This is a genomic window from Sphingomonas sp. R86521, assembly GCF_042466235.1.
GTDB lineage: Bacteria > Pseudomonadota > Alphaproteobacteria > Sphingomonadales > Sphingomonadaceae > Sphingomonas.
This window is the reverse complement of the sequence record NZ_JAXHBY010000001.1, coordinates 3,084,013-3,098,318: the sequence shown is the minus strand read 5'-3', so window position 1 is coordinate 3,098,318 and position 14,306 is coordinate 3,084,013. Positions and strand designations below refer to the sequence as shown.

Genomic DNA, 14,306 nt, shown 5'->3' with positions numbered 1-14,306 from the left:
TATGAGCGTCGCGTTTCGCCGGGACAGCGACGAGGAGCATCTCGAACCCAAGTTCGAGATGCCGATCGCGCCCGGCCCCAATCTGGTGACCCCGCGCGGCCTCGCGCTGATCGGCGAGCGGGTCGACGCGATCGAGGCGGCGATCGCGCGCGAGACCGACGAGCTGGTGTTGGTCGTGCTCAAACGCGACCTGCGCTACTGGCATACGCGGCAGACGACCGCCGAACTCGCAGAGGCGCCTGAGGCCGGCGAGATCGGCATCGGCTCGACGGTACGCGTGCGGATGAACGGTGCCGAGCGGACGATCGCGATCGTCGGCGGCGACGAAGCGGAACCGGGCGCAGACCGGCTCGCCTTCTCCGCACCTTTGGCGCGCGCGCTGATCGGCGCAATGGCGGGGGAGCGCGTGGCGTTCAACGGCCGCGACGATGCGGTCGAAATTCTGGAGATCGCGTGATGGCTGCCGAAAAGTTCGAACGTCACCGCCAGCCCTGGACGCAGGACGAGATCCAGAAGCTGCACACGCTCGCGAAGAAGGGCATGGCGCTGAAGGCGATCGCCAAGGCGCTGACGCGTAGCGAGGAGTCGGTGAAGGACCGGGCGAAGGCGGACAGTCTGAACATCGCGAAGCTGCGGTAGGCGACCGACGCTGGCGGCAACGTCCTCCGCCGTCATCCTGACGAAAGTCAGGACCCAGAGCCAAGCAGCGCGTCGCCTGTAACCCTGGGTCCTGACTTTCGTCAGGATGACGGTAAGGTCGGGGGAAGGGCGATTCCACTCCCCCGTCATGCCGGACTTGTTCCGGCATCCATCGTGCCGCACAGCCTCCCGCCTTGGATATGCGGAACGGTGGACCCCGGACCGAGTCCGGGTGACGGAGAGTTGAGTGGCAGAGTACGACGCGATCATCCTCGGCGCTGGCGCTGCCGGGCTCATGTGCGCCGCCATCGCCGGCCAGCGCGGCCGGCGTGTCCTCCTCGTCGACCATGCCGACGAACCCGGCAAGAAGATCGTCATTTCCGGCGGCGGGCGTTGCAACTTCACCAATATCCACACCGCCGCCGACCGCTACCTCTCCGCCAACCCGCATTTTGCGAAGTCGGCGCTGGGCCGCTACACCGCCGCCGATTTCCTCGCACTCGTCGAATCCCACGGCATCGCCTGGCATGAGAAGACGCTCGGGCAACTCTTCTGCGATGGCTCGGCGAAGCAGATCGTCGCGATGCTGCTCGACGAATGCGCGAAGGGCCGGGTCGACCTGTCGCTCGGCCGTGCGGTCACCGGCGTCGCGCATGACGGCGACGCCTACCGCGTCTCGATCGACGGGCGCGAGGTCGTCGCGACCGCGCTGGTGATCGCGACCGGCGGGCCATCGATCCCGAAGATGGGCGCGACCGGATTTGCGTATGATCTGGCGCGGCAGTTCGGCCTCAAGGTGGTCGAGCCGCGCCCGGCGCTGGTGCCGCTGACGCTCGGCGGCGACGAGACGCTGTTCCGGTCGTTGTCGGGGGTGGCGGCCGACGTCGTCGCGTCGTGCGGTAAGACCGCGTTCCGCGAGGCTGCCTTGTTCACGCATCGCGGGCTGTCGGGTCCGGCGATCCTGCAGGTGTCGTCCTATTGGCGTCACGGCCAGCCGGTCGGGATCGATTTCCTGCCGGATCGCGACACCGGCTGGCTGCGGGATGCGAAGCGCGCGACGCCCCGCGTGACGCTGCGCAAGACGCTCGGCGCTGCGCTGCCGGACCGTCTGGCAGAGACTTTGACGGACCGACTCGGCCTGGCGGGCGAATTATCCGCGCAGACCGATAAAAAGCTCGCCGAGGCCGAGCGTGCGCTAAGTCATTGGAACTTCACGCCGAATGGCTCGGAAGGCTATGCCAAGGCGGAGGTCACGGCGGGCGGAATCAGCACTGCGGAGCTTTCTTCGCAAACAATGCAAGCCAAACGTACAAAAAACCTGTATGCAATCGGCGAAGCGGTCGATGTCACGGGTTGGCTCGGCGGCTACAATTTCCAATGGGCATGGGCGAGCGGGTGGGCCGCGGGTCAGGTCCTGTAGGGACAATCCGCCAGAGGCTTGCCTAGAGCAGCCCGGCCACCATCTAGGACGTACATGCCTTTCTCGAATATTCCGTCGCTTCTTTCCGAAGCGCTCGCCGCGCGTGGCTATACCGCGCTGACCCCCGTCCAAACGCACGTCATCGAGGATAACGCCCGCGGGCGTGACCTTATCGTGTCGGCACAGACCGGCTCGGGCAAGACCGTTGCTTTCGGTCTCGCCATGGCCCCCGAACTGCTCGGCGAAGCCGGCGAGGACGGCGTCCAGCGCCTGCCCGCGCCGCACAAGCCGCTCGTCCTCTGCATCGCCCCGACGCGCGAGCTGGCGCTGCAGGTCAGCCGCGAGCTGATGTGGCTTTATGCCAAGGCCGGTGCGCGCATCTCGACCTGCGTCGGGGGCATGGACGCGTCTAAGGAGCGTCGCAGCCTCGCGCACGGCGCGCATATCGTCGTCGGCACGCCTGGCCGCCTGCGCGATCACCTCGAGCGTGGCGCGCTCGACCTGTCGGCGCTGAAGGTCGCGGTCCTCGATGAGGCCGACGAGATGCTCGACATGGGCTTCCGCGAAGACCTCGAGCAGATCCTCGACGCATCGCCCGAGGGCCGTCGCACGTTCATGTTTTCGGCGACGATGCCGAAGCCGATCGTCGCGCTCGCCAAGCGCTACCAGAAGGATGCCGTGCGCATTTCGACGGTGGGCGAGGATCGGGGCCACGGTGACATCAGCTACCAGGCCGTCACCGTCTCGCCGTCCGAGATCGAGCATGCGGTGATCAACCTGCTGCGCTTCCACGAGGCGGAGACGGCCATGCTGTTCTGCGCGACGCGCGACAACGTCCGCCATCTCCACGCCAGCCTGGTCGAGCGCGGTTTTGCCGCTGTTGCCTTGTCTGGTGAGCATTCGCAGAACGAGCGCAACGCCGCGCTGCAGGCCCTGCGCGATCGCCGCGCCCGCGTCTGCGTCGCGACCGATGTGGCCGCACGCGGTATCGATCTGCCGACGCTGTCGCTGGTCGTTCACGTCGAGCTGCCGCGCGATGCCGAGACGCTGCAGCATCGCTCGGGTCGTACCGGTCGTGCGGGCAAGAAGGGTACGGCTGTGCTGATCGTGCCGTTCCCGCGCCGTCGCCGCGTCGAGATGATGCTCCGGGGTGCGAAGATCAACGCGGAGTGGCTCAATGCGCCGACCGCGGACGACATCCGCAAGAACGATCGCGAACGCCTGATCACCGCGCTGATGCTGCCGGTCGAAGTGGACGACGAGGATCGCGAGCTGGCGACGCGCCTGATGGCGGAGAAGACGCCCGAGGATATCGCCGCCGCGCTGGTGCATGTGCATCGGTCGGCGATGCCGCAGGCCGAGGACCTGATCGACCAGAGCAAGCAGTCGGTCGGCGACGACCGCAGCACCGGCCCACGCGCCGGGTTCGAGGACACCGTCTGGTTCCGCATGGATATCGGCCGTCGCCAGAACGCCGATCCGCGCTGGATCCTGCCGCTGATCTGCCGTCGTGGGCACATCACCAAGTCCGAGATCGGTGCGATCCGCATCGGCCCGAACGAGACCGCGTTCGAGATTCCGCGCAGCGTTGCGTCGCGCTTCGTCTCGGCGATCCAGCGTACCGCGCAGGCGGGCGAAGAAGAGAGCGGCGTCGCGATCGAGGCGATGCAGGGTGCGCCCGAGAGCGGCGCGCGTCATGACGGCGGTGGCGGCGGCAATCGCAGCAACGCTGGCGCCCCGCGCCAGACGCTGCACCGGTCGCCGTCGCCCCGCGGCGGTCCTGCGCCGACGCGCCACCGTCCGCCGAACCGCGGCCCGCGTCCGTAATTGGCAGAATGCCGCTCGACCTTCCGTCATCCCAGCCTGCGCTGGGATGACGGGGCGTGTAGGAACGGGTGGTGGTACTGAATGACGGTTGAGGTAAACCAGCCGGGCCCCATCCGCATTTTGGTCGATGCCGATGCCTGCCCGGTGAAGGACGAGATCTACAAAGTCGCGTGGCGGCACGAGGTGCCTGTCACCATCGTCAGCAACAGCCATTTCCGCATCCCCGTCCATCCGCTGATTACGCGGGTCGTCGTCAGCGATGGCTTCGACGCCGCGGACGACTGGATCGCGGAGGGCGCCGATGCCCGCGCGGTGGTTGTCACCGCGGACATCCTGCTTGCCGATCGCTGCGTGAAGGCCGGCGCCACGGTGCTGTCGAGCACCGGCAAGCCGTTCACCGCAAACTCGATCGGCGCCGCGGTCGCGACCCGCGCGATCATGGCCGATCTGCGCGCCGGCGGCGACGTGATCGGCGGACCGGCACCTTTTTCCAAAGTCGATCGTTCACGGTTCCTGTCCGCACTCGATGCCGCGCTGGTGCGGTTGAAACGCGTCTGACTTTCTCGGGACCGAATGCCGCCATGCCACGATCGCACCTTCTCGACCGTGACCAGCTTCTGGCCCGCCAGATATTCCAGCTGCGGCTGGTCGATACGCTCCGCGACCTGGACCGTGCGGAGGATATCATGCGCGCGGCCGCGGCGGCGCTGGGCGAGCATCTCGGCGTCCATCGATGCGGGTACGGCGAGATCGCCGACGACGGCGCGATGCTCCACGTCACCGGCGACTGGACCCGCGATCCGACGGCAAGCGCGGTCGGCGAGACCCACGCGCTCGGCGCCTTCGCCGCACCGCTGTTCGCCGAACTGGTCGCCGGACGCACCGTGGTGGTCGAGGATTGCCAAAGCGACCCGCGCACTCGCGATTTCCCCGACGAATGGGCGGAAATCCAGACCCGGACGATGGTGGTGTTCCCGCTGTCGCGCCACGGCGCGCTGGTCGCGGTCCTGTATGTCCACGACCCGGAGGCGCGGGTCTGGGACCAGGCCGAGATCGCGCTGGTCGAGGACGTTGCGCTGCGCACCGCGGACGCCGTCGAACGCGTCCGTGCGGAAATCGCGCTGAAGGACAGCGAAGGTCGGTACCGGTCGCTGTTCAATTCGGTCGATGCCGGGTTCTGCGTGGTTGCGATGCGTTTCGCCGAGGACGGCACCGCCGAGGATTTCCGCTTCATCGAGGTCAACGACGCGTTCGCCAATTATACCGGCCTGCACGCCGCAACCGGGCGCTGGATCCGCGAGATGGTCCCCGACAACGAACAGCGGTGGTTCGACCGTTTCGGCGAGGTTGCCACCACCGGCAAGGCGGTCCGGTTCGAGGATGTCGCCGGGGAGCTCAACGGTCGCTGGTATGACGTCCACGCCTACCGCGTCGACGCACCCGATCTGCACCATGTCGCGGTGCTGTTCACCGACATCACCGAGCGCCGCCATGCCGAGATCGCGCTGGAGCAAAGTCGTGAGGAACTGGAGCTCGCGACGCGCGCGGCGCGGCTCGGGCGGTTCGACTATCGGCCGCAGACCGGCGCGCTGACCTGGGACGACCGCTGTCGCGAACTATTCGGCGTGCCGCCGGGGGCGCCGGTAGATTTTCAGACCAGTTTCGTGGCGAGCCTTCATCCGGAAGATCGCGCGGCAACGCTGGCCGCGGTAGAAGGTGCACTGGACCCCAGCGGGACGCGCGGGTTCGACATCGAATATCGCGTCATCGGGCTCAGCGACGGCGCCATCCGGCACGTCGTCGCGCACGGCATAACCTTTTTCGATGCGCGCCTGCCGATCCGGCTGATCGGCACGGTGTTCGACGTCACGCGCGACCGCCAGGCGCAGGCGACGCTGATCGAGACCAGCGAGCGGCTGCGGCTGGCAGGCCGCGCTACCAACGACGCGATCTGGGACTGGGACCTGCGTCACGACCAGCTGCTGTGGAACGAGGCGCTGGAGCAGGCCTATGGCCATTCGCCCGCGGCGGTCGAGCCCGGCGGCGGCTGGTGGATCGCGCAGATCCATCCCGACGATCGCGCGCGCGTCGACCACAGCATCCACGCGGTGATCGATGGCGACGGCCGCGACTGGAGCGAGGAATATCGGTTCGCACGCGCCGATGGAAGCTATGCCGACGTGCTCGACCGCGGTTATGTGATCCGCGACGCCGACGGTACCGCGATCCGGATGATCGGCGCGATGCTCGACCAGTCGGCGCGCAAGGCCGTCGAACGCCAGTTGCGCGCGATCAACGAACGGCTGGCCGAAACGGTCGAGACGGCGACCGCGGATCGCAATCGGCTATGGGACCTGTCGGGCGACATCATGCTGCGCGCGACGTTCGACGGGATCATCGTTGCCGCGAATCCGGCCTGGACCGCGATGCTCGGCTGGGACTTGGCGTCGATCCTGCACCGACCGCTGTTCGACCTGCTCCACCCCGACGACCGCGACTATACCGCGGCGGCGGCGGGTGATTTGTCGCGTGGCGAGACCATCGCCCGCATCGACAATCGCTATCGCCACCGCGACGGCAGCTATCGCTGGATCAGCTGGGCGGCGCGACCGGGCGACGGGCTGATCAATGCGGTCGGCCGCGACATTACCGAGGAAAAGGACCGCGAGGCGCGACTGGCGCGCGCCGAGGACGCGCTGCGCCAGGCGCAGAAGATGGAGGCGGTCGGCCAGCTGACCGGCGGCATCGCGCATGATTTCAACAACATGCTGACCGGGATCATCGGCGGTCTCGACATGATCCGGCGCAACCTGCCCGACCAGCGTCCGGAACGCGTCGATCGCTATCTGTCCGCGGCATCGGTCTCCGCGCAGCGTGCTGCCGGGCTGACGCAGCGGCTGCTGGCGTTTTCGCGGCGCCAGTCGCTCGATGTGGTCGCGGTCGACATCGACGGGCTGGTCGCGGGCATGGAGGATTTGCTGCGCCGGACGCTCGGCGAGAGCGTCGAGATGGATGTGCGGCGCAACCCCGATCTGTGGCGCGCGAAGACCGACGCGAACCAGCTCGAAAGCGCGCTGCTCAACCTGGCGATCAACGCGCGCGACGCGATGCCGGAAGGCGGGCGGATGACCATCGAGACCGCCAACGCGCAGCTCGGTCCCGATGATACCGGCGACGTCGACGCGCTGGAGCCCGGCGAATACCTGGTCGTCGCGGTCACTGACACCGGGACCGGGATGAGCGACGCGGTGATCGCCAAGGCGTTCGATCCGTTCTTCACGACCAAGCCGATCGGGCAGGGCACCGGTCTCGGCCTGTCGATGATCTATGGCTTTGCGCGGCAATCGGGCGGGCATGTCCGGATCCGTTCGGAGGAGGGCGCGGGGACGACCGTCGAGCTGTATCTGCCCCGCTTCCGCGGCAGTGCCGACGCTGCGGTTCCGGTCGAGCGCTACGAGCCGTTGCCGCGCGCGCGTGGTGAATCGGTGCTGGTGGTCGAGGACGACAGCGCGGTCCGTATGCTGATCGTCGATGTCCTGGAGGGCATGGGCTATCGCGTGATCGAGGCGTGGGACGGCCCGGCGGCGCTGCCGATCCTGGCCAGCGACGTGCGCATCGACCTGCTGGTCAGCGACGTCGGCCTGCCCGGGATGAACGGCCGCGAGGTCGCCGAGATCGCGCGTCATTATCGCCCGTTGCTGAAGATCCTGTTCGTCACCGGCTATGCCGAGCAGGCGGCGGTGCGCGGCGATTTCCTCGGCGACGGGATGGAGATGATCACCAAGCCGTTCCCGCTCGATCTGCTTGCCGCGCGGATCGGCGATCTGATCGGCGGCGGGTAGGGGGCGTTTTCGTCAGCCTCTTCAAGTCCGTCATCCCGGGCTTGACCCGGGATCCAGAGTTACGGAGGGCGGCGCTCGTAACCCTGGATCCTGACTTTCGTCAGGATGACGGAGTAGGGGGCGGTGCCTTTGCGAACGAGCAACGAGGGCCGAACCCGGCTTGATCTTCGCCTCGCATCGCAGGCATAGGCGCGCTTCACCAGGAGACCGACGCCATGCAGAACGCTGACGGTCCCGCGCTGGGCCTCGATTTCGGCACCACCAACACCGTCGTCGCGCTCGGGCAACCCGGCGCGCTGCCCGAACTCGTGCCGTTCGCGGCGCCGACCGAGACCAGCCCGGTGTTCCGGTCGGCGCTGTGCTTCTGGCATGACGACGTCCCCGGCGGGCTGGCGTCCGACGCCGGTCCGTGGGCGATCGCCGAATATCTGGAATTCCCGCAGGACAGCCGGTTCCTGCAATCGTTCAAGTCGGTCGCCGCCAGCGTCGCGTTCGAACAGGCTTCGGTGTTCGACAAGCGCTTCCGCTTCGAGGATCTCGGCCGGCTGTTCCTCGACAGGCTGGTCGCGCATGCCGGCGGTGCGCTCGATCGCCGGCCGCACCGCATCGTCGTCGGCCGACCGGTCGAATATGCCGGCAGCCGCCCCGACGAACGGCTCGCGCGGACCCGCTACGACGCGATGTTCAAGGGTTTCGGCGCGGAGATCCACTATGTCTACGAACCGCTCGGGGCGGCCTATAGCTACGCGACCCGGCTGACCGAGCCTGCCACCATCCTGGTCGCGGATTTCGGCGGCGGCACCAGCGACTTCTCGGTCGTACGGGTGGCGGAGCCGGGGGCCGCGCGCCGCTGCACCCCGCTCGGCCACGCCGGCATCGGCATTGCCGGCGACCGGTTCGACTATCGGCTGGTCGACCGGCTGGTGCTGCCGATGCTGGGCAAGGGTGGCAGTTACCGGTCGTTCGACAAGGAGCTGGAGATACCGCGCGGCTATTTCGCCGATTTCGCGGACTGGTCGCGGCTGGCGCTGATGCGCAACCGGCGGACCATGGAGGAGCTGGAGAAGCTGCGCCGCACCGCCACCGACCCCGCGGCGATCGGCCGGATGATCGCGGTGATCGAGAACGAGCTCGGCTATCCGCTGTACGATGCGGTCGGCCGGCTGAAGCGTGCGCTGTCGAGCGACGAGACCGCGCATTTCCACTTCGCGGGGGCGGGGCTGGAGATCGAGGCCGATGTCACCCGCACGCAGTTCGAAACGTGGATCGCCGACGACATCGCGCGGATCGAGACCACCGTCGATCGCGCGCTGGCGGCGGCGAATATCGGGCAAAGCGGGATCGACCGGGTGTTCCTGACCGGCGGATCGTCGCTGATCCCGCGCGTTCGCCGGATCTTCACCGAGCGCTTCGGCGAGGCGGCGATCATGAGCGGCGGCGAACTGACCTCGATCGCGCACGGCCTGGCGCTGATCGGCGAGCAGGACGATATCGCGGCGTGGTCGGCCTGATGGTTCCGCGCGTCCTTCTCAACACCGCGCAGGTCCCCGATGGCGGCGAGTTGCGCCTGCTCCAACGCGGCGCGGAATTCTCGATCATGCTCGGCGCCAACGAACTGATGAACAGCCGGCTGAGCGGGTCCGAAGAGGCGCTGGCCGAGATGGCGTGCGACCGGATCGCCGGGCGAGCGGGAGCGCGGATGCTGATCGGTGGGCTCGGGATGGGCTTCACGCTGCGCGCGGCGCTTGCCCGGCTGCCCGCCGATGCCGAGGTGGTCGTCGCCGAACTGGTCCCCGCCGTGATCGACTGGGCGCAAGGGCCGATGGCCGCGCTGCACGGCGACAGTCTGACCGACCCGCGGACCCGGATCGTCGCCGCCGATGTCGCGGTGCCGATTGCAGAAGGCGGCTGGGACGCGATCCTGCTCGATGTCGACAATGGTCCCGACGGGCTGACCCGCACCGCCAACGATCGCCTTTACGGCACGCATGGGCTCGGAAACGCCCGGCGTGCGCTCCGCCCCGGCGGGGTGCTGGCGGTGTGGTCGTCGGCGCCCAGCAAACCGTTTGTTCGAAGGGTGTCCGAGGCCGGCTTCGCGGTCGAGGAGGTCGTCGTCCGCGCCAACCGCGGCGCGACGAAGGCCGGTGGCGCGCGTCACATCATCTGGTTCGCCACCGTACCCGAATGACGACCGGCCTTGCCGCCGGGCCGCGACACGGGGTAATGCGCTCGCCGCACGACCATGCCGGACGGCCGTGAAACCAGGAGATGACTCAGTGAACCCATCCGAGACCTATGCGGTCGCAGAGACTCCGCGGCGCAAGAAATGGACTGGCCAGCTGTATCTCCAGGTGCTGGTCGCGATCGTGCTCGGTGCGGCGCTCGGCCATTTCTATCCGGCTTACGGCGCAGCGCTGAAGCCGCTCGGCGACGCGTTCATCAAGCTGGTCAAGATGATCATCGCCCCGGTGATCTTCCTGACACTGGTCACCGGCATCGCCGGAATGAAGGAACTCGGGTCGGTCGGCCGCGTCGCGGGCAAGGCGTTCGCGTATTTCCTGTTCTTCTCGACGATGGCGCTGATCGTCGGGCTGATCGTCGCCAACGTGATCCAGCCGGGCGCGGGCATGAACGTCGACGTCGCCTCGCTCGATGCCGCTTCGATCGCGGATTATTCGCACAAGGCACATGAGACGACGATCACCGGCTTCCTGATGTCGATCATCCCGAACACGCTGGTCGGCGCGTTCACCGATGGCAACATCCTGCAGATCCTGCTGGTCGCGATCCTGTTCGGTATCGCCATCAGCCTGGTCGGCGCGCCCGCCAAGCCGGTGCTCGATTTCCTCGAACGGCTCAGCATCATCGTGTTCCGCCTGGTCGGTATCCTGATGCGCGCAGCGCCGCTGGGGGCGTTCGGCGCGATCGCGTTCACGATCGGCAAATACGGCATCGGCAGCCTCGCCAACCTCGGCGCGCTGGTCGCGACCTTCTACTTCACCTCGGCGCTGTTCGTGCTCGTGGTGCTTGGCACCGTCGGCAAGCTTACCGGCTTCTCGATCCTGAAACTGATCCGCTACCTCAAGGCCGAGCTGCTGCTGGTCCTCGGCACCTCGTCGTCGGAGGCGGCGCTGCCTAACCTGATCCAGAAGATGGAGGCTGCCGGCTGCGAGAAGTCGGTCGTCGGGCTGGTCGTCCCGACCGGCTATTCGTTCAACCTCGACGGCACCAACATCTACATGACGCTGGCGGCGTTGTTCATCGCGCAGGCCACCAACACCCACCTGACTCTGGGCCAGGAAGTGCTGTTGCTGCTGGTCGCGATGATCTCGTCAAAGGGTGCGGCGGGCGTGACCGGGGCTGGCTTCATCACGCTGGCGGCGACGCTGTCGATCGTGCCGACGATCCCGATCGCGGGCATGGCGCTGATCCTGGGCGTCGACCGCTTCATGAGCGAGTGCCGCAGCCTGACCAACTTCATCGGCAACGCGGTCGCGACGATCGTGGTGGCGCGGTGGGAGAATGCGCTCGACCGCGACAAGCTGAACGCCGCGCTCAACGGCGAATTGCCCGAACTGAGCCCCGCCGGCGCGACCTTGCCATCGGCGCATTGATTGGCCTAGGCGAGCGCCACGATCGGCCTGTATTGCTGACCTGCTTGTGTAAAAGGTGCTGCCATGTTCCGTCTTCTCTCCGGCAGCGCGCTGTGCGCGTTCGTTTCGATAGCTACGCCGGCCTATGCGCAGTCCGCCAGCCAGTCGCAGACCGGCAGCGCGCAGACCGACCCGACCGCGCAGAACGTCCCCGCGGCGGGCGGCGCAAAGGCTCCGGAGTCGAAGTCCAACGGCTACCCGGCCGAGGCGGAGGGGTACGGCGCCACCACCGGCGGCTACAACATCTCGCGCTGGGCGGAGGACTGGAGCAAGTACAAGGATCCGGCGAAGCGCGACGATTTTCTCGACTCGCTGAAATACATCCCGATCACCGACGACGTATATCTGACGCTCTCGGGTGAAGCGCGCGCGCGCGTCAACTTCACCAGCAACCAGGGCCTGGTCGAGACCGATGCGCAGCGGCTCGACATCCTGCGCCTCGTCGCCGGCGCCGACCTCCATCTCGGCGAGCATGTCCGCGTCTTCGGCGAGCTTGCCAATGGGACGGTCGACGGCGTCAACACCGGCGCGGTCGCCGGCACCCAGCGCAATGACCTGTTCGCGCAGCAGATATTCGTCGATATCTATGGCAAGGTCGGCAACGTCGATGTCGGCGTGCGCGGCGGTCGTCAGGAATTCACCGACGGCATCAGCATGCTGGTCTCCGCCCGCGACAACAACGCGCTGATGTTCACGCTGGACGGCGTCCGCGCCTGGGCCAAGGGCTCGAAGGTCCGCGCCGACGTGTTCGACTTCAACTTCGTGACGTTCGGCACCGAGGGGCTGTCGGACGACAAGACCGATGGCGGCACGCGCTTCAGCGGGATCAGCCTGGGCACCGTCCTGCCGACCTCGCTGTTCGGCGGATCGAAGCTGTTCTTCGACCCGTTGCTGTGGCGGCTGCGCAGTCGGAACCAGACCTGGGGCGGCGTGCGTGGTCGCGAAGAGCGGATCTACTACGGTGGCCGGCTGTGGGGCACCGTCGGGCCGCTGACCGTCGACTATACCGTGACGCGCGAAGAGGGCGATTTCGCCGGCCGCCCGATCAAGGCGTGGCAGGTGTTCGCCGCGCAGACGTACCGCCTCGGCAAGGAGTCCACGGCACCGCGGATCGGCCTGCGCGGCGATTACGGCAGCGGCGGCGATGCGTTCGACCCGACCAAGTCGCTGCGGACCTCGTTCTCGCCGTTCGGCAACAACATCTACTACACCTACGGCGTGTTCGTCGGCCCGATCAACTTCCTCGCCGCCGCGCCGAACCTGTCGTTTCAGCCGATCAAGAAGGTTCGCGTCACCGCGGAATACGAGTTCATGTGGCGCTCGACCGACCGCGACGCGGTCTATCGGTCGAACGGGACGCCCTATGCCGGGACGCAGAACGTCGCCGGCCACCACATCGGCGATGCCGCGCGGCTGCAGGCGGTGTGGTCGATCTCGCCGCGGCTGTCGTTCACCGGACGCCTCGAGCATGTTGCCGCCGGCGACGTCCTGACGCGGGCGGGGTATCACAGCTCGAACTTCGGCGCAGGCTGGGTCAGCTTCCGCTTCTGAGGCGCTCCCCCCCGTCATCCTGACGAAAGTCAGGACCCAGAGCCAAGCAGCGCTGCGCTCGTAACCCTGGGTCCTGACTTTCGTCAGGACGGCGGACGGGGAGGGCACCATACCGGGCTTTCAATTCTCCCCCAATCTGTGGCAGAGCGCTTCCAGCATCAGGAGCCGCGCGTCATGGATCTGTCATTCACCCCGCAAGAGGAATCGTTCCGCGAAGAGGTCCGCGCGTTCTTCCGCGATCACCTCTCCCCGAGCCTCGCCAAGCAGGTCCGCGAGGGCAGGCGCCTGCGCAAGGCCGACATGGAGGCATGGCACGCCACCCTCAACCAGCGCGGCTGGCTAGCCAACCACTGGCCGCAGGAATGGGGTGGGCCAGGCTGGAGCGTGATCGAGCGCTTCATCTTCGACACCGAGGCCGCCCTCGCGCATACGCCCCGCGTCGTACCGTTCGGCGTCAACATGCTCGGCCCGGTGCTGATCAAATACGGGTCGGACGAGCAAAAGCGCCACTGGCTCCCGCGCATCCTCGACGGCTCCGACTGGTGGTGCCAGGGCTATTCGGAGCCCGGTGCGGGTTCGGACCTTGCCGGCCTCAAGACCAGCGCCGTCAGGAAGGGCGACGTCTATGTCGTCAACGGCCAGAAGACCTGGACCACGCTAGGCCAGTTCGCCAACATGATCTTCTGCCTGGTCCGTACCGATTCTTCGGCGAAGAAGCAGGAGGGCATCAGTTTCCTGCTGATCGACATGGCCACGCCGGGGATCGAGGTCCGCCCGATCACGCTGCTCGACGGCGAGGCGGAGGTGAACGAGGTGTTCTTCACCGATGTCGAGGTGCCGGTTGCCAATTTGGTCGGCGAAGAGAACCAGGGCTGGACCTACGCCAAATATCTGCTGACCTATGAACGGACCAACATCGCCGGCGTCGGCGCGTCGTTGGCGGCGTTCGAGGAACTGGCGACGGTTGCCGCCACGCAGAAGAAGAACGGCCGGGCACTCGCCGACGACCCGCTGTTCGCGGCGCGGATGGCGCGAGTCGAGATCGACCTCGCCAACATGCAGACCACCAACCTCCGCGTGCTCGCCGCGGTCGCAGGCGGCGGTGCGCCGGGCGCGGAAAGCTCGATGCTCAAGATCAAGGGTACCGAGATCCGCCAGGAGATCACCGCGCTCAACCGCCGCGCCTTCGGCAGCTACGCCGCGCCCTATGTGCCCGAGGCGCTGGAGGCGGGGTGGAACGGCGAGCCCGTCGGTCCCGACGATGCGGCGACCGCGGCGCCGAGCTATTTCAACAACCGGAAGCTGTCGATCTTCGGCGGGTCGAACGAGATTCAGAAGAATATCATCTCCAAAACCATATTGGGTCTCTGAGCG

General features: G+C 67.3%; 11 protein-coding genes. All 11 read left to right on the top strand.

Annotated features, from left to right (window positions below):
* Position 1: 1 nt before the first annotated feature.
* The 11 genes from SJY20_RS14510 to SJY20_RS14460 all read left to right on the top strand — a co-directional run bounded on the left by SJY20_RS14510 (position 2) and on the right by SJY20_RS14460 (position 14,303).
* Positions 2-457: a GreA/GreB family elongation factor gene (locus SJY20_RS14510; protein ID WP_380787622.1), complete on the top strand. Its 456-nt coding sequence runs from the start codon at positions 2-4 to the stop codon at positions 455-457.
* Entirely contained in the window at positions 457-639 is a 183-nt protein-coding gene (locus SJY20_RS14505; protein ID WP_380787621.1) for a hypothetical protein, read from the top strand. Before SJY20_RS14510 ends, SJY20_RS14505 begins: the two co-directional genes overlap by 1 nt.
* A 295-nt stretch (positions 640-934) precedes the next feature.
* The gene (locus SJY20_RS14500) at positions 935-2,059 is read left to right on the top strand and encodes an NAD(P)/FAD-dependent oxidoreductase (RefSeq protein ID WP_380788725.1); all 1,125 of its coding nucleotides are present in this window, start codon (positions 935-937) and stop codon (positions 2,057-2,059) included.
* Positions 2,060-2,113: 54 nt separating this feature from the next.
* A complete protein-coding gene (locus SJY20_RS14495) occupies positions 2,114-3,886 on the top strand; it encodes a DEAD/DEAH box helicase (RefSeq protein WP_380787620.1) in 1,773 nt (590 codons plus the stop codon).
* 81 nt (positions 3,887-3,967) lie between these two features.
* A complete protein-coding gene (locus SJY20_RS14490) occupies positions 3,968-4,444 on the top strand; it encodes a YaiI/YqxD family protein (protein WP_380787619.1) in 477 nt (158 codons plus the stop codon).
* 23 nt (positions 4,445-4,467) lie between these two features.
* Positions 4,468-7,728: a PAS domain-containing protein gene (locus SJY20_RS14485; RefSeq protein WP_380787618.1), complete on the top strand. Its 3,261-nt coding sequence runs from the start codon at positions 4,468-4,470 to the stop codon at positions 7,726-7,728.
* A 215-nt stretch (positions 7,729-7,943) separates the two neighbouring features.
* Positions 7,944-9,239, top strand: a complete 1,296-nt coding sequence (locus tag SJY20_RS14480) for an Hsp70 family protein (RefSeq protein ID WP_380787617.1) — start codon at positions 7,944-7,946, stop codon at positions 9,237-9,239.
* Complete coding sequence (locus SJY20_RS14475; RefSeq protein ID WP_380787616.1) at positions 9,239-9,916, top strand: spermidine synthase; 678 nt, start codon at positions 9,239-9,241, stop codon at positions 9,914-9,916. Before SJY20_RS14480 ends, SJY20_RS14475 begins: the two co-directional genes overlap by 1 nt.
* A gap of 88 nt (positions 9,917-10,004) precedes the next feature.
* A complete protein-coding gene (locus SJY20_RS14470; protein ID WP_380787615.1) occupies positions 10,005-11,342 on the top strand; it encodes a dicarboxylate/amino acid:cation symporter in 1,338 nt (445 codons plus the stop codon).
* Between the two features lie 63 nt (positions 11,343-11,405).
* The gene (locus SJY20_RS14465; RefSeq protein WP_380787614.1) at positions 11,406-12,932 is read left to right on the top strand and encodes an alginate export family protein; all 1,527 of its coding nucleotides are present in this window, start codon (positions 11,406-11,408) and stop codon (positions 12,930-12,932) included.
* A gap of 174 nt (positions 12,933-13,106) precedes the next feature.
* A complete protein-coding gene (locus SJY20_RS14460) occupies positions 13,107-14,303 on the top strand; it encodes an acyl-CoA dehydrogenase family protein (RefSeq protein WP_380787613.1) in 1,197 nt (398 codons plus the stop codon).
* Positions 14,304-14,306 lie beyond the last annotated feature (3 nt).